We start from the raw sequence: 19,830 nt of genomic DNA on the forward strand, positions 1-19,830 counted from the left end.
CGTGCCGTGGGAGACGCAGTGCGCATACATCTGGTGACCATGCCGTGGCAGCCGATCGAGCTTCCCTCGCTCCAGGTGGGTCTGCTGCACTCGCTGCTGGACCGTACCCGGCCGGACGACGAGGTGCGCGAGTTCCACGGCTCCCTGCGCTGGGCGGAATTCCTGCTGGAACGCTCGCGGGGGGCGCTGCGGCCCGGCGACCATGTCGCGGTCGGGAGCGAATCCATCTTCGACGGCCTCGGGGACTGGGTCTTCTCCGGCGTCCTGTACAACGATCCCGAATGGGGTGTGGCACAGCTCAAGGAGTACGCCACCCGGCGCGGGACCGACATATCCACCGCGACCGCGATGAGGGTCCACGCGGCGGAGTTCATCGACGAGAGCGCGAGCGCGATAGTCGACGACGCACCCGATGTCGTGGGATTCACCTCCACGTTCATGCAGAACATCTCCTCGCTGGCGCTCGCGGCGGAGCTGAAACGGCGCCGCCCCGGGCTGACCGTCGTGTTCGGCGGCAGCAATTGCGACGGCCCGATGGGCCACGCGCTGCACCGCAACCACCGCTTTGTCGACCATGTGGTGCGCGGGGAGGGGGAGTACGCCCTGCCCGCCCTGCTCGCCCACGTCGAAGCGGGCACCGCACCGGCCGATGTGCCCGGACTCTGCTGGTGGGACGGGCTCGAGTCGCGTGCCAACGAGGAGTCCCGGCGCACCGTCGCGCCCGGCGACATCCCCTCTCCCGACTACGACCTCTGGCAGGCGGCCATCGACGCCTCCCCGCTCGCGGAGTACGTCCATCCGAAGCTGGTGGTGGAGGGGGCCCGCGGCTGCTGGTGGGGCGAGAAGCACCACTGCACCTTCTGCGGACTCAACGGATCGGCGATGACCTTCCGTGCCAAGACCGGAGCGCGGCTCTGGGACGAGGTCGACCGCCTGGTCCGGCGCCATCGCATCCTGGACATCGTCACCGTCGACAACATCATCGACATGGCGTACTTCAAGGACTTCCTCCCGCTCGCCGCCGACAGCGGCTGGGACCTGCGCATGCACTACGAGGTCAAGTCCAATCTCACTCCGGAGCAGCTGGAACTGCTCGCCCGCGCCGGTTCGGTCCATATCCAGCCCGGCATCGAGAGCCTCGACAACAAGGCCCTGGAGCTGATGGACAAGGGGGTCAGCGCGGCCCGCAACATCCGTACGCTCCGCGAGTGCGAGAACCACTCGCTCACCTGCTCCTGGAACTATCTCTACGGGTTCCCGGGAGAGCGCGCCGAGGACTACGCCCCCGTCATCGACCAGATGCCCGCGCTCGTCCACCTCCAGCCGCCCGGTGGCGCCCACCGCATCCAACTGGAGCGGTTCAGCCCCAACTTCGCCAACCCCGCGCTGGGCTTCCACCGACGGCAGCCCGCCGAGATGTACCGCCACGTCTACGACCTGCCCGAGGAACAGCTGGCCGACCTGGTCTATCTCTTCGACACCCCGCCCGCCGGGATCGGCGGCGAGACCGAGGCGCGGCTGAAGGCCGCCGCCCGCGACTGGTACACCGGCCACCCCTCCTCGACCCTGGTCCTGGAACAGCCCGACGGCACGGACGGCGAGGAAGTGCTCCTCGTCCACGACCGACGGCACGGCTGGCCGCACCTCGCGCTCGGCGGCGTGCTGGTGGGACTGACCGGGGCCTCGGCGGCACTGCTGGCCGCCTGCGTGGCGTACGGCGTCGAGGCACTGCTGCTGCTCGCGCTCCCCGCCGCACTCAACACCCCGGCCCAGCAAGGCAATCGTGCGTCGGAATCCCGAACCGCCGCGCTGCGCGCGGGACTCGAAGTCGTGCGCGGCGAACGGATGCTGCGCCGGCAGGTGCTCGCGGGGGCCGGATTCAACCTCGGCAGCGGGGCCGCCGACGCGCTCTTCGTGCTCTACGCCACCCACGATCTCGGCCTGCCCGCCTGGCAGTTGGGGACGGTCTACGCCGCGTTCAGCGTCGCCACCGTCCTCGGCGTGCTGCTGGCGGGCCGGTTCGCCGCCACCATCGGGCTGGCCAGGGCCACCCGGATCTGCGCGGTGGTGGCGGCCCTCGCGATCTTCCTGATCCCGGGCGCCTCCCTGGGACCCGGCTTCCCGGCGCTGCTCGCGTACCAGTTCCTCTTCGGCCTCGCGGCCACGGTCTGGGCCATCTCCATGACCACCACCCAGCAACTGATCACACCGCCCGAGCTCCAGGGCCGGGTCGCCGGGGTCCTGCAGGCCGCACTCATCGGCACGGTGCCGATCGGCGCGCTCGGCGGCGGTGCGCTCGCCGCCTGGCTGGGCAACGTCCCGGTGCTCACCGGCGGGGCGACGGTGTCGCTCCTGGCCGCCGCCTGTCTCTGGTTGCGATAGCCGGGGCCGCGGGGGTCCACCACGCACTCGGCCCTCCCGGAGCGCCCCCTGCCGTCGGGGCTGTTCCGGGAGGGCCGGGGAAGAGCCGGCTCAGACGATGCCTTCCTCGATCTCCGCCTGCTCGCGGGCGTTCCCGTACGCCGACGGGGTGCTGTACGAACGGCGGGCGACGAACCACCACACGGTGGCCAGGACCAGCACCGCGACCAGCGCGATCGACGCGTAGTTCATCGAGTCGACCGTCACCGGGGAGGACTGCGGGAGCAGGAACAGCACGGTCACGATGGCGACCCACACGACGGCGATCCAGCCGATCGGCTTGCTCCAGCGGCCCAGGTGCCACGGTCCGCGCTCGAACCGGCTGCCGGAGCGCAGCTTCAGGAAGATCGGGATCGCGTAGGCGGGCGTGATGCCGATGACGTTGATCGCGGTGACCGCACCGTACGCGGTGGCGGAGTACAGCGACGGCAGCGCGAGCACTCCGGCGACGACGACCGACAGCCACACCGCGTTGACGGGCGTCTGGGTGCGCGCGCTCACCTTGTGCCACAGCGCCGAGCCCGGCAGGGCGTTGTCGCGGCTGAACGCGAACACCATCCGGCTCGCGGCGGCGACCTCGGCGTTGCCGCAGAACAGCTGTGCCGCGATCACGATCAGCAGCATGGCGGTGGCCCCGGAGGTGCCCAGCGCGTCGATCAGGATCTGCGCCGGCGGCACACCGGTGGCGCTCTTCTGGGTGCCCACGTAGTCCTGGATGGCGAAGGTCAGCCCGGCGAGCAGTACGAAACCGGCGACCCAGGAGACCCAGATCGCGCGGACGATGCCCTTGGCGGCCGTCACGGAGGCATTCGACGTCTCCTCCGACAGGTGGGCCGAGGCGTCGTAGCCGCAGAAGGTGTACTGCGCGAGGAGCAGGCCGATCGCCGCCACGTACAACGGGTTGTGCCAGCCCGTGTCATTGACGAACTCGGTGAAGACGAACGACGGCGACTGGTGGTGCGAGGGCACGACCGCGAGCACGGTGACGATCACCGCGACACCGGCGAGATGCCACCACACACTGATGGAGTTGAGCACGCTGACGAGGCGGACGCCGAAGAGGTTCAGCACGGCGTGCAGGAGCAGGATGCAGACAAAGATGATCATTGTCTTGCCCGGTGTGGGGGTGAAGCCCCACTGCAGATTCATCAGCGCACCGGTGAACAGCGCCGCACCATAGTCGATGCCCGCGATCGCGCCCAGCAGACCCAGCAGATTCAGCCAGCCGGTGTACCAGCCCCACTTGCGGCCGCCGAGCCGGTCGGCCATGTAGTACAACGCCCCCGAGGTCGGGTAGGCGCTGGTGACCTCGGCGAGCGCCATGCCGACGCAGAGCACGAAAAGACCGACACCGGCCCAGCCCCAGAGCATCACGGCCGGTCCACCGGTCGACATGCCGAAGCCGTACAGGGTCATGCAGCCGGAGAGGATCGAGATGACGGAGAAGCTGATGGCGAAGTTGCCGAAGCCTCCCATACGGCGGGCGAGCACCGGCTGGTAGCCGAGTTCGCGCAGTCGCTCCTCCTCGTCCTTCGGCGGGGTTGCCTCCGCACCCGACTGGGTCGGGGTGGATATGGACATCGGGAAAACCTCCATGAGCGGGATGGAAAGGGACGGACAGGATCGGTTCGGGGCGGGCAGGAGGCACGGCGTCGCGGCGCCTCCGGTCAGCGCTGGGGCCCCCGCCCGGGGGTACGGGGTGCCGCGAGGCAGCGGCTGCGGGCGCGCAGGAAGACATCCTCGGCGTCTCCCGGGCCCTTGCGGCCACGTGTGCGGTACGCCCAGGGAACCGAGGTGAAATAGGGGCCCAGCTCCTCGAACACCGCTGCGGCCTCGGCGAATTGGAGGGCTCCCCACAGTGCGTGGGCCAGATGGTTGAGGTCGAGCAGGGAGTGGGAGATCGGTGTCGTGCGGCGGAACCAGAGCTCCAGCGCACGGGCCGCGTCCCGTTCCGCGTCCTCGGTGACCCAGTGCAGGTCCAGGGCCTTCTCGTGGCCCTGCTCGCGGCGGTAGCGCTCGACCCGCACATACAGGGGCAGCACGTGCAGCGCGGAGCCGTCGGGTGCCGAAGAGGCCGCCCACTGGACGAAGTTGACCGCCTCCGAGAGGGAGCCGCCGGCCTTTCGCGCGTAGACGAACTGGAGCATCCGGTGGTAGGCCTCGCGGTTGCACGGATCGCGTTTGTCGGCCTCCGCCAGCAGCCCCCACGGACCGGGAAAGAGCATCGGTCCCGGCGGATGCAGCCGGTGTTCCTCCAGCTGCTGCCGCTCGTCGAGCTGGGACAGGGCCAGCAGGCACACCCATGGCACCGGGTCCGCGGGCGAGGCGTTCGCGGCCGTCCGGCAGGCCTGCCAGGCCTCCGCCCACAACTCCTGGGCCCGGTGGTGGCCCTCGCGGTGGGCGCGCACGGCACGCTCGACGACGACCCGCGCCTGCATCACCGCGGCGGCGACACTCCGGGGATCCTCGGCCAGCCAGGCCTGCACCGCGTCCGAGCCGGCGGCGACCGCTCCGAGCACCTGGGTGCGCTGGGTCCACAGGGTCCAGTCCGGCGTACTCTCCAGCAGGCTCCGCATGGACATCCAGCGGCCGGTGCGCAAATCCTGTAACGCGACGCGCAGATCGTTGTCATGGCCGGCCGGGTGGTAGACCGGCCGGAAATCACTGTTGGCCATGGACTCGACCTGCCCCCGTACGACGGGCCGGCATGCGACGGTCGGAAGATCTCCTCAGCACGTCACGCAACCCGGCGGTGGCATGGAACCCGTGCAGATGCGAAAGGCCGGGGAACCGGTGAATCGGGGCTCGGTACAGGGTGTCGGTCTCATCAATCCTCAAGGACGTGGGGGGTGAAGCAGTCTGTTGAAAAACGAACTGCTCGAAAGCGTCCGGTTGTTGCTCGGCGGTGAGTGTAAGGCCAGTCACTCCGAACTCCGGACCGATTCGCGGATCTTACTCAAGTCAGCTGATTCACCCGGACGTTGAAAGATGTACCGGTTCTTCCGGTCGTGACCTGGGCGGCTCTTGACGTACGCGGTGGTCTGCACCACTCTGGGCGGCGAGTTCAGTGATCACGCTTCCGTTCAAGCCGCAGAGCTTCCGCACCGCTGGAGAGTCGATGACAGGCCCGGTACTCGCCGTGGACCAGGGCACGTCGGGGACGAAGGCTCTGGTGATCTGTCCCGAGCGCGGCGTGATCGGTTCCGCTTCCGTTCCGGTGAGGCCCCGGCACGGCGCCGGGGGAGTGGTCGAGGCGGACCCCGCCGAACTGCTCGGCTCGGTCGTCGAAGCGGGCCGCCGGGCGTTGCGGGAAGCTGCCGAACCGGTTTCGGCGGTCGGCCTCGCCAACCAGGGCGAGACGGTGCTCGCCTGGGATCCGGAAACGGGGCGGCCGCTCACCGACGCGATCGTCTGGCAGGACCGGCGCTCCGCCGCGATCTGCGACGAACTCGCCCCGTACGACGAAGAGTTGACGCACCTCACCGGGCTTCCCCTCGATCCGTACTTCGCCGCACCGAAGCTGGCCTGGATCCGCCGGGAACTGACCCGGGAGGGCGTCGTCACCACCACCGACTCCTGGCTCGTCCACCAGCTGACCGGAGCGTTCGTCACGGACGCGGCGACGGCCGGGCGCACCCAGCTGCTCGACCTCGACCGGGTCGGCTGGTCACCCCGGGCCCTGGACATCTTCGGGCTCGGCGACGAACGACTGCCGGACGTCGTCGACTGCGACAGCACCGTCGGTACGACCACCGCCTTCGGCGGTGAACTTCCGCTGACCGGCCTGCTCGTGGACCAGCAGGCCGCCCTGCTCGCCCAGAACGCCCTGGACCCGGGCAACGCCAAATGCACCTACGGGACGGGCGCCTTCCTGCTCGCCCAGACCGGGCCCGCCCCGCGCCGCGGCTCCACCGGACTGGTCAGCTGTGTCGCATGGCGACTCGGTGGCCGTACGAACTACTGCCTCGACGGGCAGGTCTACACCGCCGCGTCCGCCGTCGACTGGCTCTCCGGCCTGGGGGTGATCTCCGGCGCGGCCGACCTCGACCCCGTCGGCACGACCGTCCCCGACTCCGGCGGCGTCACCTTCGTACCGGCACTCGCCGGGCTCGCCGCCCCCTGGTGGCGCGGTGATCTGCGCGGATCGGTGACCGGCCTCGGCCTCGGCACCACCGCGGGCCATCTGGTGCGCGCGCTGTGCGAAGGCATCGCGGCACAGGTCGTCGAGCTCACCGAGGCGGCCGCGACCGACCTCGGCGCGCCACTGACCTCGCTCCGCGTCGACGGTGGTCTGACCCGCTCCGAGCTGCTCATGCAGACCCAGGCGGACCTGCTGCAACGGCCCGTCGAGGTGTCCGCCCTGCCCGACGTCACCGCCCTCGGCGTCGGAGCGGTCGCCCGGCTCGGCCTCGACCCGCGCCTCCCGCTCCGCCGGGCCGTGCCCGACTGGAAGCCCGCCGCCGTGTACGAACCCCGGATCGGCGCCGACGAGGCGGCCGAACGGCTCGCCGGCTTCCGGACCGCCGTGCAGACCCTGCTGGACCATGCCTGAGACGTACGAGAGTCACACGATGAGCCCCACGATCACCACCGCCGGAGAACTGACGGCCGACGACCTGCCCGGTACCCGGCCGGACGGCGGGCAGGGTGCCCCGGTCTACGACGTGACCGTCGTCGGCGCGGGCGTCGTCGGCGCCGCCATCGCCCGGGAACTGGCCCGCTACCGGCTGCGCACCGCGCTCCTCGACGCCTCCGACGACATCGGCAACGGAACGTCGAAGGCCAACACCGCCATCCTGCACACCGGTTTCGACGCCGTACCCGGCTCACTGGAGGCCCGGCTCGTCCGCGAGGGGCAGCAGAGGCTCCGCGCGTACGCGGCCGAGACCGGCATCCCCGTCGAACGCGTCGGAGCCCTGCTCGTCGCCTGGGACGAGGAACAACTCGCGGCACTGCCCGCCCTGTTGGCCAAGGCGGAACGGAACGACTACCACGCGGCGCGGCTCCTGGACGCCGGTGAACTGCGCGCCCGCGAACCCCATCTGGGCCCCGGCGCCCTCGGCGCACTCGAAATCCCCGACGAGAGCATCATCTGCCCCTGGACGACGCCGCTCGCCTACGCCACCCAGGCCGTGCGCGCCGGAGTCCATCTGCACCTCAACTGCCGGGTGCGGCACATCGACAGCGGCGACGACGTCCACACCCTCACCACCACCCGGGGAACGCTGCACACCCGCCATCTGATCAACGCCGCCGGACTCCACGCCGACGAACTCGACCGGGAACTCGGCCACGACGACTTCACCGTCACCCCGCGCCGCGGCCAGCTCATCGTCTTCGACAAGCTCGCCCGCGGTCTCGTCGGCCACATCCTGCTCCCGGTGCCCACCGCCGCCGGCAAGGGCGTGCTGGTCGCACCGACCGTCTTCGGCAATGTGCTGCTCGGCCCCACCGCCGAGGACCTCGACGACAAGACCGCCACCGGATCGACCGCCGACGCGATCACCATGCTGCGGGAGAAGGGCCGCCGCATCCTGCCGGAACTGCTCGACGAGGAAGTCACCGCCGTCTACGCCGGACTGCGCGCCGCGACCGGCCAGGAGGACTGCCGCATCCGGTCCCGGCCGGACCGGCGGTACATCGCCGTCGGCGGCATCCGCTCCACCGGGCTCACCGCCTCCATGGCCATCGCGGTCCATGTCATGGAACTGCTCGGCGACTCGGGCCTCGATCCCGGGACACCGTCCGAACTGCCGCCCGTCACCATGCCCAACCTCGGCGAGGCCTTCCCGCGCCCGTACCAGGACGCCGGACTCATCGCGGCGGACCCCGCGTACGGCACGCTGGTCTGCCACTGCGAACGGGTCTCCGCGGGCGAGATCAGGGACGCCCTGACCGGTACGGTGCCGCCGCACTCCCCGGACGGCCTGCGGCGCAGGACGCGAGCCGGGAACGGCAGGTGCCAGGGTTTCTACTGCGGGGCCGCGGTCCGCGCACTGTTCGAGGAGGCCCGGACATGACCAGGCGCGAGCGGACCGTCGACGTGCTGATCGTCGGGGGCGGCCCGGCCGGCCTCGGCGCCGGGGCCGAACTCGCCGCGTCCGGAGCGGGCCGGGTCGAGATCCTGGAACGCGAACAGACCGCGGGCGGCATTCCCCGCCACTGCCACCACGGCGGATTCGGCGGCCACACCATCGGGGGAGGGACGACCGGACCCGCGTACGCCCGCGGCTGCGTGGCCGCCGCCGTGCGCGCCGGGGCCATCCTGCGCACCGGTGTCACCGTCACCGGCTGGGCCGGACCGCTGACCGTGGACACCACCGCACCCACCGGCCTCGAACGGATCACCGCCCGTGCGATCGTCCTCGCCACCGGCGCCCGCGAGCGCCCCCGCAGCGCCCGCCTGGTCCCCGGCAGCCGCCCACCCGGCGTCTACACCACCGGCGAACTCCAGCAGGCCGTCCATCTGCACCGGCAGCGGATCGGCAGCCGCGCCGTCGTCATCGGCAACGAACCGGTCGGCCGTGCCGCGGCCGACACCCTGCGCGTCGCCGGCCTGGACGTCGTCGCCATGGTCACCGACCAGCCGTCCTCCCGGCTCGCCGCCCTGACCCGGCCCGGCGACCGCACCCCGGTCCTCGGCCGCACCACCGTCACCGCGCTGACCGGCCGGGAACGCCTCACCGGCGTCGCGGTGCGTCACCACGACGGCCGGACCACGACCCTGCGCTGCGACACCGTCGTCTTCACCGGCGACTGGATCCCCGACCACGAACTGGCCCGGCGCGGCGAGCTCGCCCTCGACCCCGGCACCCGCGGCCCCGCGTACGACGCCGCCCACCGCACGACCGGGACCGGGATCTTCGCCGTCGGCAATCTGCTGCACGGCGTGGAGAGCGCGGGCTTCGCCCTCGCCGAGGGCCGGGCCGCCGCCGCGCCCGTACTGCGCCACCTGACCACGGGCGCGTGGCCCACCGGACGGACGCCCCTCGCGGTCGACGCCCCGCTGCGGTGGATCGCACCGAACCTCATCGGCCCCGACGGCGGCCTCCCGCTCCGCGGCCGCTTCACCCTGCGCACCACCGGGAGACTCGCCTCGCCGCTGTTCGTCGTCCGCCAGGACGGCCGGGAGCTCCACCGGCAGCGGCTGCTGCTGCCCGCCGTCCCGGACCGTGCGTTCCATCTGCGCGCCGACTGGCTCGACCGGGTCGATCCGCACGGCGGGACCGTACGGATCGCGGTGCGTTGACCGTACGTCAGGGAATGAGCAGCCAGTCCGATCCGATCGCCGCGACCAGGCCGAAGGCCAGCAGCCAACTGCCCAACCGGGTACGGCCGTTGCGGCTGAGCTCGATCACGATCCCGCACAGGATCAGCGCGAGCCCGTACACCCCGACCACCAGGACGGACGACCGGCTGGCGATCCGCAGCGCGAGGACCACCGCCATCGCGGCCATGCCGACCGACGAGAGGACCATGCGCAGCCGTCTCGCCTGGCGTGGTGTCAGCTTCCGGTCCCCGGTCCCGTCGGCCTCCTCGGGGGCCGTCTCCGCGACGGCCTCGGGGTCGGCCTCCGGGACGGGTATCGGGGTGTCCACGGCCTGGTCCTGGTCAGAAGTGCTCATGACGCGCGATCGTAATGGCTGCGGGCCGCCCTGTTCACCGCTCAGGGCGATGGGCGGCGAATATGAGGCAGGTCCGATGCCTGCCCGGCCACTTACCGCCCCTCGCACCGGTACGACCCGGGCCCGGTCCGGGCTACGGGCCCGGGGGCCGCAGATGCGGTGCCTCGGCGGCCGCGTCGACGGGCTCGGCACGCGCCGCCCGTCCGCCTGCCGTGCCCCCGCCGTCCGCGGCCGTCCCCGCCGCCACCCGTCCGGCCAGCTCCTCGGCCCAGCCGATCAGCCCGTCGACGCCGATCCCGTACGGCCGGACCGCGGCGAACTCCGCGAGCGCCGCCGCGCCGCGCCGCAACAGCCGTGCCCCGCCCGTCGAATTGCCCCGGGCCGCATGGGTCAGCCCCACGGCCAGCTGTGCGAGCCCGCGCCACAACTCCCGCTCGGCCACCGGGCCGGACTTCCACGCGTCCTCGAACACCTCGTGCGCATGGAACGGCATCCCCGCGTCCAGCAAGCGCTGTGCCTCCCGCACCGTTTCCTCGGGGGTGCGGACCACCCCTTCCGGTTGCCGTTCGACTCCCGGCGCCCCGTACGGAAGGGGGCGCCCCAGCCCGTCACGCGGGCGTGCGTTGCGCGCCCTGCCCTCGGTGTCACGGTCCCTGCGCGTTTCGTCCACTCCACGATTGTGCCCCGCACCTGCGACGAACTGTCCGAACCACTGTCCGTGGACCCCCGGACACGACTAGTGTCGAAAGCCATCCGTACCACCCTGGGGAGGGTAGGCATGAAGCCGTCCCGGCCGCTGTACGAGCGCGAACCGGAACTCGCCGCCGCCGCACAAGCCGTGGACGCCCTTTGCGGCGCCCAGGCCGACGGCGGGCTGCTGATTTTCAGCGGCGAGGCAGGCATCGGCAAGACAGCACTGCTCGGCGAGATCCGGACGATCGCCGCCGACCGCTGCACGGTCTGGTCCGCACGAGGCGGCGAAACGGTCACATCCGTGCCGTTCCACGTCGTACGCCAACTGCTGCAGCCCGCACTCGACCGATTCCCGCCCGACGAGGTGCGGGCCCTGTTCGGGTCGTGGTTCGAGATTGCCGCGCCGGCCCTCGGGCTGGCCGAACCGACCGGTCCGCAGCCGGACCCGCAAGGTGTGCGGGACGGCCTCGACTTCGTCGTCGCCCGGCTCGCGTCCCGGCTGAGCCACCGCCCGCTGCTGCTCATCATCGACGACGCGCACTGGGCGGACGGCGAATCCCTCGCCTGGCTCGCCTCGTTCACCGCCCGCCTCGGCGAACTTCCCGTCCTGGTCGTCCAGGCGCACCGCCCGGAAGAGCTGGCCGCGCGCCAGAAGGAGAGCGGACCGGGCAGTGCCCACCCGTCCCAGGTACGCGTCGCGCTGCGCGCGCTCACCCCGGACGCCACCGCGGAGCTGGTCCGCGCGGCCCTCGGCGAACACGCCGACGACCCGTTCTGCCGCGAGGTGTGGGCCGTCACCGGCGGCAACCCCTACGAGGCGGTCGAGCTCGTCGCCAAGGTGCAGGACCGTGAACTGGCCCCGCTGGAGGAGTCGGCCGGGCTGCTGCGCGAACTCGGCGCCTCGGCCCGCGGCAGCGGACTCGTCGCCAGGCTCGAACGGCTCGGCACCAACGCCAACAGGTTCGCCTGGGCCGCCGCGGTCCTAGGCACGGACATCTCCCAGGACCTCGCCGCAACGCTGGCCGGAATGAGCCCGGCCGAGGCCGCCGACTGCACGGCACGATTGCGCGAAGCCCGTATCGTCACCGGCTTCGACCCGCTGGAGTTCGTCCACCCGCTCATCGCGAGCGCGGTCTACCGGTCCATCCCGCCGGCCACCCGCACCGCGATGCACGGCCGGGCCGCCTGGGCGATCACCCGGGCCGGACTCGGCCCCGCGGCGGCCTCCCGGCACCTGCTCGAAGTGCACCCGGACGACGACCAGGAACTGGTCGAGCAACTCCGCGAAGCGGCCAAACAACACCTCGCCGTCGGCGCCCCGGAGGCCGCCCGCCGCTGCCTCGAACGCGCCCTGCAGGAACCACCGCGCCAGCGCGTGAAGGCCACCCTGCTGTACGAACTGGGCTGCGCCACACTGCTCAGCTCCCCGGCCACCACCGTCCAGCACCTGCGCGCAGCCCTCGAGATGCCCGGACTCGACGACGACCAGCGGGTCGACGCCACCTACCGGCTCGCGGCCGCGCATTCGCACAACAACCAGCTCAAGGAAGCGGCGAAGGCCCTCGCGGCGGAGGCCGCACGCACCGCGCCCGGCCCCGGCCTCATGCGGCTCCAGGCCGCCCACTTCCTCTGGGAGGGCATGCAGGCCGGCGAGGAGGACGGCCCCGGGCGCTCCGGCCGGCTCGCACGCAACGCCGACCATCTGCACGGCCGTGACAACGCCGAACGCGCCCTGCTCACGCTCCGCGCCTTCGACGCCATGCTGCGCGGCGAGAACGCCCAGCTCGTCGTCGACCTCTGCGAACGCGCCCTGGTGGACGGCCACCCCGCCCGGGGGCTCGGCTGGACCGATACGGAGTGGGGCTTCGAACTGCCGACCCTCGTCGGCATCACCTACGCCTTCACCGACCAGCTCGACCGGGCCGAGGAACTCTTCGGCGAGGCCGTCCGTGCCTTCGAGATCTCCGGCTGGAGCGGCGCGCACCTCGCGTTCGCGCACACCCTGCTAGGACTGGTCCACCGCCGTCGCGGACGGCTGGCCGAGGCCGAGGGCTTCCTGCGCGAAGGGCTGCGCCTCGCCGACCGCGTCGGCAGCGGACTTCCGGTCCACTGGGACGCGGCCTGTCTGCTCATCGACACCCTGGTCGCCCGCGGCCGCGTCACCGAGGCCCGCGAGATCGCCGACCGCTACTCCTTCGGCGCGCCCTACCCCAGCGCGATGGTGCTGCCCGACGGGCCGTGCGTACGCGGTCGGCTCCTGCTGGCCGAAGGCCGTACGAAGGAAGCGATCGTCGAACTCGAAGCGGCGGGCCAGGCCCTCGAACCCCGCGGCAGGTTCAACGGGGTGTGGGCTCCCTGGGCCGGCGACCTCGCCCGCGCCCTGGCCGAGGAGGACCCGGCGCGCGCCGCCCAACTCGCCACCTCGGCCCGGGTGCACGCCGAACGCTTCGGTACGGACACCGCGATCGGCGAGGCCCTGCGCTGCGTCTCCCTCTTCGCCCGCCCCGAGGACGCCGTCCACCTGCTGGCCGAGTCGGTCCGCCACCTGGAGGCATCCCCGTCCGCGTACGAACACGCGCTGGCCCTCGTCGACTACGGCATCGCGATCCGCTCATCGCGCGAACTCGCCAGAGCTCACAAACTGGCCACCGCATGCGGCGCGGAATCCCTGGCAAACCGCGCCCACCAGGCACGGGCGTCGATCCGGGCCTCCGAGTGAGGTAATGTTTGTCCTGCGAAGCCGCCCGGCAACACCGGGGGAATCGCATCGGGACGTGGCGCAGCTTGGTAGCGCACTTGACTGGGGGTCAAGGGGTCGCAGGTTCAAATCCTGTCGTCCCGACTCGTGAGAGTCGCAGGCAAGAGGTCGTATCGGAAACATCCGAAACGGCCTCTTGGTCATTTCCGGGACTGAGGGACGACGCGTCGCCGTTGTCCCGACGGAGTGCAACCTCTGCTCCTCCGCACCGAGTTGCCCGGGGCCGTGCGCATGCCCGCGCGGCTCGACGCGCCGCTCGCGAACCGGCCCACGGGCGACGTCCCTGCCCGGGCCCGGCATGACGGCACTCGGACAGGGCACGATCGGCACATGGAGAATCGGCCGAGAGCCTTGCCCGTCGCCCCTGTTCGCCTGGCCGGGCGAAGGATCGTGCTCAGGGAGTGGGACGAGGAGGACATCCCCGCGTTGATCGAGATGTACGACGATCCGGAGATCAGCCGCTGGACGCCCGTACCCTCGCCGTTCGACGCGGACGCCGCCCGCGAGTACCTCGGGCGGGCTCGCCAGGCACGGGCCGAAGGCCGCCGCATACAGCTGGCCATCACGGCCGACGGCGGGCAGCCGCAGGGCGAGGTGCTGCTCTTCCAGGACGATCTGGATGAACGGGACATCGAGCTCGCCTACGGCGTCGGGCCCCGGTACCGGCGTCGCGGACTGGCCTCCGAAGCGGTCGCGGTCACCACTGAATACGCCGTTCACCGCCTCGACGCGAGGCGGGTGCTGCTCCGGATCGAAGCCGGCAACGCCCCGAGTGCCGCCGTGGCGCGATCGGCCGGATTCCGGCCCACCGCGGACGAGCCCGTCCAGCGGGAGGCGAAAGGACGGCGGGTACTGCTGGATACCTGGTGCCACCGCAACGGCGAACCGGTGTCCTGACCGGCGCGGGACCGCACCCGCAGCCCGGGGCGCCTCGCGCCCACTACGCTGGGATGAAGAGCGCCCACATGGTTCCGAGCGCACACATCCGTGCGAAGAGGTGCGGTGCCCTTCGGGAGGCATGATGAGCCGACAGCCGGTCCTTCTTCCCTACGCCGATCCGGCCTTCGTCGCCGACCCCTTCCCGGTCTACCGGCAACTGCGCGAGGACGGCCCGGTAAGGCGCGCCATCATCGCCGGTGGCCTGGAGGCATGGCTGGTCACACGGTACGAGGACGGCCTCGCGGCCCTGTCCGACCCGCGGCTGAGCAGCGACGTCCGCGATGCGTCGGACCCCCGGCTCATCGAGCGGCTGCCTGCCACGGACCGCGAGTCCGTACTGCGCAACATGCTCCGCACCGATCCCCCCGACCACACCCGGCTGCGCCGGCTGGTGTCCAGGGCGTTCACCGCGCACCGCGTGGCGCGGCTGCGGCCCCGCGTCCAGGAGATCGCCGACCGACTGCTCGACGAGATCGGGCCGCGCGGCCGTGCCGACCTCGTCGGGAGCTACGCGCTGCCGCTCCCGGTCACCGTGATCGGCGAACTGCTCGGCGTGCCCGTGACCGACCGGCACGATTTCCAGCGGTGGACCGACGACATGGTCCTGCAGGGGGCCGAGCCACCGGACCCGGCCCGGACCGAAGAGACATGGCGGCACCTGCGCGGGTATCTGACCGGGCTCATCGGGGCGAAGCGGGCCCGCCCCGGGGACGACCTGCTCAGCGCGCTGGTGACCGCCCGGGACGAGGAGCGGAGCCTGGACGAGGACGAGCTGATCGCCATGGCCTTCCTGCTGTTGGCAGCGGGATACATCACCACGGTCAACCTGATCGGCAGCGGGATCGCGGCGCTGCTCGCCCACCCCGACCAGCTTCGGATGCTGCGGGACGACCCGGCGCTGCTTCCGGGCGCGATCGAGGAATTCCTGCGCTACGACGGACCGGTCAACCCCGGCATCGCCCGGTTCGCGCGCGAGGACGTCACCATCGCGGGCGTGGACATCCCGCGCGGCGCGACCGTGCTCGTCGCATCGGCCATCGCCGACCGCGACCCGGACCACTTCCCCGAACCCGACCGCCTGGACATCTCACGGCAGGACAACGCCCACCTCGCGTTCGGGCACGGCATCCACTACTGCCTCGGGGCGCCGCTGGCCCGGCTGGAGGGGCAGATCGCCATCGGCACCGTACTGCGCCGCCTGCCCCGCCTCGCCCTGGCCGTGCCGACCGAGGAACTGCGGTGGCGACCGGGAGGGCTGCGCGGCCCCGAGCGACTGCCCGTCACCTTCACCGCCGACGCCCCGGCCTGAAGGCGTGCGCCGTGCCGCCCGCCGGCTCAGCCGAAGAGCTTGCCCAGGAACGCGTCGAGGTTGGCCCTGGTCCGCTCCACCTGCTCCTCCACCGTCAGGGTCTCCTTGAAGCGACCGCCGGGCGCCGGGGTCTTCCTGCCCCGGACATACAGCGAGCAGGCGAGATCGGTGCAGATGTACAGGCCGACCGAATTGCCCTCGCGCCCCGCGGCGCCGGTCTTCCGGGCGGTCATCAGCGAGACGCCGCTCCCCGGGTGTGTGGTGAGACACAGGGAGCACATGCTCCGATGGAGGAAGCCGCGTTGCTGGGAGGGGAAGCGGAGCGTCACGCCGATGAGTTCGCCGTCGCGTTCGGTGACGATGTAACTGCGCCCGGGGGCGGATAGATCCCGCCACCCCAGGAAGTCCAGATCGTCCCAGGGCTGCTCGTCGAGGTCGCGGGGCAGCGGCAGACGCTTGGCCTCCCCCTTGGAGCAGTTGATGAACGATGCGCGGATGTCCTGCTCACTCACGGCCTTCATGCGAGGGACGCTAACTCTGCCTATGACCACTAGGCAAATGATTAATGAGGCAAGGTTATGCGCCGTCCACGGCGTCCGTGACGGTCAGCCGGTGCGCGGGCGGATGTTCGATCGGGAGGTCGGGGTGCCAGGCCGCGAGCACTTGGGCGGAGGGAGCGAACAACGGTTCCGGCAGGGCGTCGAATGCGGTCCACTGCCAGGTGCTGATGAGATGGGGTTCGGTCACCTGCGGGCTACCCGACCGCACGGTCACCACGGCGCCCATCGACACGCGGTTGATCCCCCCGACCACGTCGTGGAGCATGGCGAATACGCGTACGTCCTCCGCGTCGACCTCCAGACCCGTCTCCTCCCGGAGCTCACGGGCGGCCGCCTCGGCGATGGACTCGTGGGTCGGGTCGACCTTGCCGCCCGGCAGCTCCCAGGTCCCGCCGTGGTGCCTGCCGAGGAGTACCCGCCCCCGTTCGTCCTGCACGATCACCCCCACGCCGAGAGCCGCCTGCGCCTGCGGTGGACGGGTGTTGCGGGAAGAGGTGTCCGCGGGCGTGGTCTTCATGGTGCTCCCTGTGCTCCTCGCAGGTGGGGGAGTGCCATGGACGCGGGGTCCGGCACTCCGGTCGTACGGGGGCAGCCTACGGACAACCGCGGCGCCGCCTCTCGCGCGGGCCGCACCGCCCGGGGCATCGCCTCAGACGGCCAGCCGCAGCGATGTCCCCGAGATGCCGAACCGTAGCGTCTGACCCCATGTCAGCTCCAGTGCGTCCGTCTCCATCCCGTCGCCGAAGACCACCACCCGGTCCGACTCGACGGTGAGCTTCAGCCCCTGCCCGCGCCCCAGCTCGCCCGCGACCAGCGAGGTGCCGGTCGCGGGGGACGGCCAGGCCTCGCGGACGAACCAGAGGAGTCGGGGGTCGGTGGGCGCCGGGAGGTGCAGTTTGCTGCGGCGTTCCTGCCACAGTGAGCGGAGCCAGCCCGTGGCGCCGGTGCCGGTGCCGACGAGGACGCCGGAGGAGGCCTGCAGCTCGGCGGCGGCGTCGGGAGCATCCGGGCCGAGCCGGTAGCGGGCGGTCTGATGGCCGGGCGGGCCGAGGTAGATCTCGTTGAGGGCGAGGAGGCACTGGGTGTCGTCGGCCACCGCCTCGACCATGGTGAGTTCGTCCACCGTGCCGCCGGGGGCCCCGGCCGCCCGGAGCAGGGCGGCCGCGTCGCGGGGCCGGTGGCGGACGAGCACGCCCGGATTGCGTCCGGGTTCGGTGTCGATGCCCACGACGGGCTGGCCGGAGAGGTACTTGGCGGCGTTGGCGACCAGTCCGTCCTGACCGACGACGACCACCACGTCCTCCGGCCCGAACAGGAAACGGTCGAGGTCCGCACGCTCCACCCGCGACTGACGCCACTGGAGCGGCACGGCCGCCGCCACATCGGCGAGCGCCTGCTGGGTCCGCCGGTGCCGCCGCGCCACCTCGTCGATGGACCGGCCGCGGCTGGAGAGGAAGAAGGCGGCCTGCCCGTGCGTGCCGTGCCGGGCCAGCAACTCCTCGTACTCGGTGGTGCGGTGGACCAGTACCGCGCGCGGGGCGAGGCTCATGCCCGGGTCTCCGGACCGGCGCTGCCGAGCTTGCTGAGCAGGCCGGTGAGTACGTCGGGGGAGAGGGTGAGGCTGTCGATGCGCGGCAGGTTCTCGGCGAGCCTGGTCGCCGCCAGGGCGTGCAGGGTCGTGGCGTCCACCTCGCCGTGCACCCGCAGCCAGGCCGCCTGGGACTCGGCCCGCGCGGCGCCGACCTCACGGGCGGCTTCGGCCTCGGCGCGGGCCAGCCGCACCGTGCGGGCGGCCTCCGCCTCGGCGCGCACCCCGTCGGCCGCCGCGTGCTCCTCCGCCTCGCGGCGGGTGTTGGTGCCGCGCTGCTCGACCAACTGCTCCTCCCTGCGTGCCAGTTCGATCTGGCTGGCGAGCTCGTTCTCGGCGATGGCCCGTTCCCGTTCCACGGCCACGGCGCGGCGTTCGTAGGTGGCCCGGTCGGCCTCCTGCTGGATCTGCTCGCGGGCGGGGGTGCGCAGGGCGCGCTCCACCTCGGCCTCGGGGCGGATCGCCACCACCCGTACCGCGACCACGTCGATGCCGGTGGCGGGCAGCCGCGGTTCGGCGGCGAGCCCCGCGGCGACCCGGTCGCGTACCGAGGCGACACCGTCGACCAGTGCCTCGGCCAGCGCCGTCCTGGCCAGTACGTCCAGGGTGTGCTGCTGGGCGGTCTCGGTGAGCAGGGTGGCGATCTGCTCCAGCGGCGCGCCGCGCCAGACCCCGGTGTCCGGGTCGACCGAGAAGTCCAGTCGGGCGGCGGCCTCGGCCGGGTCGCTGATCCGGTACGTCACGGTGGCCTGCACGGTGACGTCCTGGAAGTCGGACGTACGGGCGTGGAAAGCCATCGCCAACTCCCGGTCGTTCACCGGGACTTCCGAGAGCGCGGCAGTGAGCGAGCGGTACCAGAAGCTCAGCCCCGGCCCGTCGTGGGCGAGCCGGCCGCGCTTGTGGTGGCGGATGTGCGCGGTGGGTGCGGAGCGCAGATGGCGCCAGCCGAAGCGCCTGGTGATGTCGGCCATGTCGGCCCCCCTTTGTTCTCGTCGTGGGGACGATAACGGGGACGCTGGTTATCGTCAAGAGGACGAGAAAGGTCGGCTGCCCGCTTCGGTCAGCGCGGCCCCTGCGGTCGGACCGTCTCCGGTCGGTCGCCGCTCCGGCCGCCCTTCGCCGCGAGGAATCTGGCCGGCACCTCGCCCCCGCCGTGCACCGCCAGATCGGCGCCGTTGACGTAGGAGGCCAGGCCGCCCGCCAGATACAGGCAGGCGCGCGCCACGTCGTCCGGCGCCGCCATCCGCCGCATCGGGACGACCCCGGCCACCGCGGCGCCACCGTCCTCGCCGTAGACCGATGCCGCGCTCTGTGTGCGGACGAGTCCGGTCGTGATGTGGTTGACGCGTACCTTCGGCGCCCATTCCAGGGCCAGTGCCCGGGTCAGCGCCAGCAGTCCGGCCTTCGCCGCCGTGTACGCGGCCGTGCCCGGCTGCGGGGTGTGCGCGGAGACGCTGCCGATGTTGACGACCGACCCCCCGTCGCCCTGCCCCTGCATGACCCGGTTGGCGGCCTGCGACACATAGAACGGGGCCAGCAGGTTGAGGGCGACGATCCGCTCGACGAAACGCGGTGACACGGTGGCCGCGTCGGCGTCGGGGGAGCCGCCCGCGTTGTTGACGAGCACGTCCAGTCGTCCGAAGCGTTCCACCGCCACGTCGACCAGGGCGGCGGCCTCGGCCGGGTCGCGTACGTCGGTCCGCCGGAAGTGTGCCCGGCGGGTGCCGCTCCCGGGCAGCTCCGGCGGTTCGCCGCGACCGCAGACCAGTACATCCGCGCCGGCGGCGAGAAACGCCTCGGCGATCGCGGCGCCGATGCCCTTCGTGCCGCCGGTGACGACCACGGCCCGCCCCGTGAAGTCGATGGGATTGCCGATGTCCATGGTCCGCCCCCGCCGTTTTCCGGAACGCGCGTGCAGTCGAAGTCCGTGCCGATCG

General features: G+C 72.0%; 16 protein-coding genes and 1 tRNA gene. 8 read left to right on the forward strand and 9 right to left on the reverse strand.

All coding sequences use genetic code 11. The features are described 5' to 3' along the window. Positions 1-18 precede the first annotated feature (18 nt). Positions 19-2,382, forward strand: a complete 2,364-nt coding sequence (locus OG611_RS35820) for a RiPP maturation radical SAM C-methyltransferase (RefSeq protein WP_266429917.1) — start codon at positions 19-21, stop codon at positions 2,380-2,382. Between the two features lie 90 nt (positions 2,383-2,472). Here OG611_RS35820 and OG611_RS35825 read toward each other — a convergent pair whose 3' ends face one another. Both OG611_RS35825 and OG611_RS35830 read right to left on the reverse strand, forming a co-directional pair. Beyond that, entirely contained in the window at positions 2,473-4,002 is a 1,530-nt protein-coding gene (locus tag OG611_RS35825; RefSeq protein WP_266429920.1) for an amino acid permease, read from the reverse strand. Positions 4,003-4,088: 86 nt separating this feature from the next. Further along, positions 4,089-5,096, reverse strand: coding sequence for a hypothetical protein (locus OG611_RS35830; RefSeq protein WP_266429923.1), 1,008 nt, complete (start codon positions 5,094-5,096; stop codon positions 4,089-4,091). Positions 5,097-5,539: 443 nt separating this feature from the next. On the opposite strand from OG611_RS35830, the gene OG611_RS35835 reads away from it, so the two are divergent. Genes OG611_RS35835 through OG611_RS35845 form a run of 3 tightly spaced genes read left to right on the forward strand, consistent with a single transcriptional unit; the run spans position 5,540 to position 9,670 of the window. Next, the gene (locus tag OG611_RS35835) at positions 5,540-6,973 is read left to right on the forward strand and encodes an FGGY family carbohydrate kinase (protein WP_266429925.1); all 1,434 of its coding nucleotides are present in this window, start codon (positions 5,540-5,542) and stop codon (positions 6,971-6,973) included. Between the two features lie 19 nt (positions 6,974-6,992). Beyond that, a complete protein-coding gene (locus tag OG611_RS35840; protein ID WP_266429927.1) occupies positions 6,993-8,441 on the forward strand; it encodes an NAD(P)/FAD-dependent oxidoreductase in 1,449 nt (482 codons plus the stop codon). Continuing rightward, the gene (locus tag OG611_RS35845) at positions 8,438-9,670 is read left to right on the forward strand and encodes an FAD-dependent oxidoreductase (RefSeq protein ID WP_266429931.1); all 1,233 of its coding nucleotides are present in this window, start codon (positions 8,438-8,440) and stop codon (positions 9,668-9,670) included. Before OG611_RS35840 ends, OG611_RS35845 begins: the two co-directional genes overlap by 4 nt. A gap of 7 nt (positions 9,671-9,677) precedes the next feature. Here OG611_RS35845 and OG611_RS35850 read toward each other — a convergent pair whose 3' ends face one another. Both OG611_RS35850 and OG611_RS35855 read right to left on the reverse strand, forming a co-directional pair. Beyond that, entirely contained in the window at positions 9,678-10,046 is a 369-nt protein-coding gene (locus OG611_RS35850; RefSeq protein WP_266429934.1) for a hypothetical protein, read from the reverse strand. 133 nt (positions 10,047-10,179) lie between these two features. Next, positions 10,180-10,716 carry a DUF309 domain-containing protein gene (locus OG611_RS35855; protein ID WP_266429937.1) on the reverse strand — a complete coding sequence of 179 codons (537 nt, stop codon included), beginning with the start codon at positions 10,714-10,716 and terminating at the stop codon, positions 10,180-10,182. 108 nt (positions 10,717-10,824) lie between these two features. On the opposite strand from OG611_RS35855, the gene OG611_RS35860 reads away from it, so the two are divergent. From OG611_RS35860 to OG611_RS35875, 4 genes are all read left to right on the forward strand, one after another. Further along, a complete protein-coding gene (locus tag OG611_RS35860) occupies positions 10,825-13,458 on the forward strand; it encodes an AAA family ATPase (RefSeq protein WP_266429940.1) in 2,634 nt (877 codons plus the stop codon). Between the two features lie 49 nt (positions 13,459-13,507). After that, positions 13,508-13,581, forward strand: a tRNA-Pro gene (locus OG611_RS35865). 246 nt (positions 13,582-13,827) lie between these two features. Then, positions 13,828-14,394 (forward strand): GNAT family N-acetyltransferase, encoded by a 567-nt coding sequence (locus OG611_RS35870; RefSeq protein ID WP_266429943.1) that lies wholly within the window; start codon positions 13,828-13,830, stop codon positions 14,392-14,394. Between the two features lie 124 nt (positions 14,395-14,518). Further along, positions 14,519-15,745 carry a cytochrome P450 gene (locus OG611_RS35875; protein ID WP_266429946.1) on the forward strand — a complete coding sequence of 409 codons (1,227 nt, stop codon included), beginning with the start codon at positions 14,519-14,521 and terminating at the stop codon, positions 15,743-15,745. Positions 15,746-15,771: 26 nt separating this feature from the next. On the opposite strand, the gene OG611_RS35880 is transcribed toward OG611_RS35875, so the two are convergent. The 5 genes from OG611_RS35880 to OG611_RS35900 all read right to left on the reverse strand — a co-directional run bounded on the left by OG611_RS35880 (position 15,772) and on the right by OG611_RS35900 (position 19,775). Beyond that, positions 15,772-16,266 (reverse strand): FBP domain-containing protein, encoded by a 495-nt coding sequence (locus tag OG611_RS35880; protein WP_266429949.1) that lies wholly within the window; start codon positions 16,264-16,266, stop codon positions 15,772-15,774. A gap of 55 nt (positions 16,267-16,321) precedes the next feature. Next, positions 16,322-16,822: an NUDIX hydrolase gene (locus OG611_RS35885; protein WP_266429952.1), complete on the reverse strand. Its 501-nt coding sequence runs from the start codon at positions 16,820-16,822 to the stop codon at positions 16,322-16,324. 132 nt (positions 16,823-16,954) lie between these two features. Beyond that, entirely contained in the window at positions 16,955-17,854 is a 900-nt protein-coding gene (locus OG611_RS35890) for a hypothetical protein (RefSeq protein WP_266429955.1), read from the reverse strand. Continuing rightward, positions 17,851-18,864: an SPFH domain-containing protein gene (locus tag OG611_RS35895; RefSeq protein WP_266429958.1), complete on the reverse strand. Its 1,014-nt coding sequence runs from the start codon at positions 18,862-18,864 to the stop codon at positions 17,851-17,853. The genes OG611_RS35890 and OG611_RS35895 overlap by 4 nt, the downstream gene beginning before the upstream one ends. 89 nt (positions 18,865-18,953) lie before the next feature. After that, positions 18,954-19,775 carry an SDR family oxidoreductase gene (locus OG611_RS35900; protein ID WP_266429961.1) on the reverse strand — a complete coding sequence of 274 codons (822 nt, stop codon included), beginning with the start codon at positions 19,773-19,775 and terminating at the stop codon, positions 18,954-18,956. Positions 19,776-19,830: the final 55 nt, after the last annotated feature.

The sequence above is a fragment of the Streptomyces sp. NBC_01363 genome (assembly GCF_026340595.1).
Classification (GTDB): domain Bacteria; phylum Actinomycetota; class Actinomycetes; order Streptomycetales; family Streptomycetaceae; genus Streptomyces.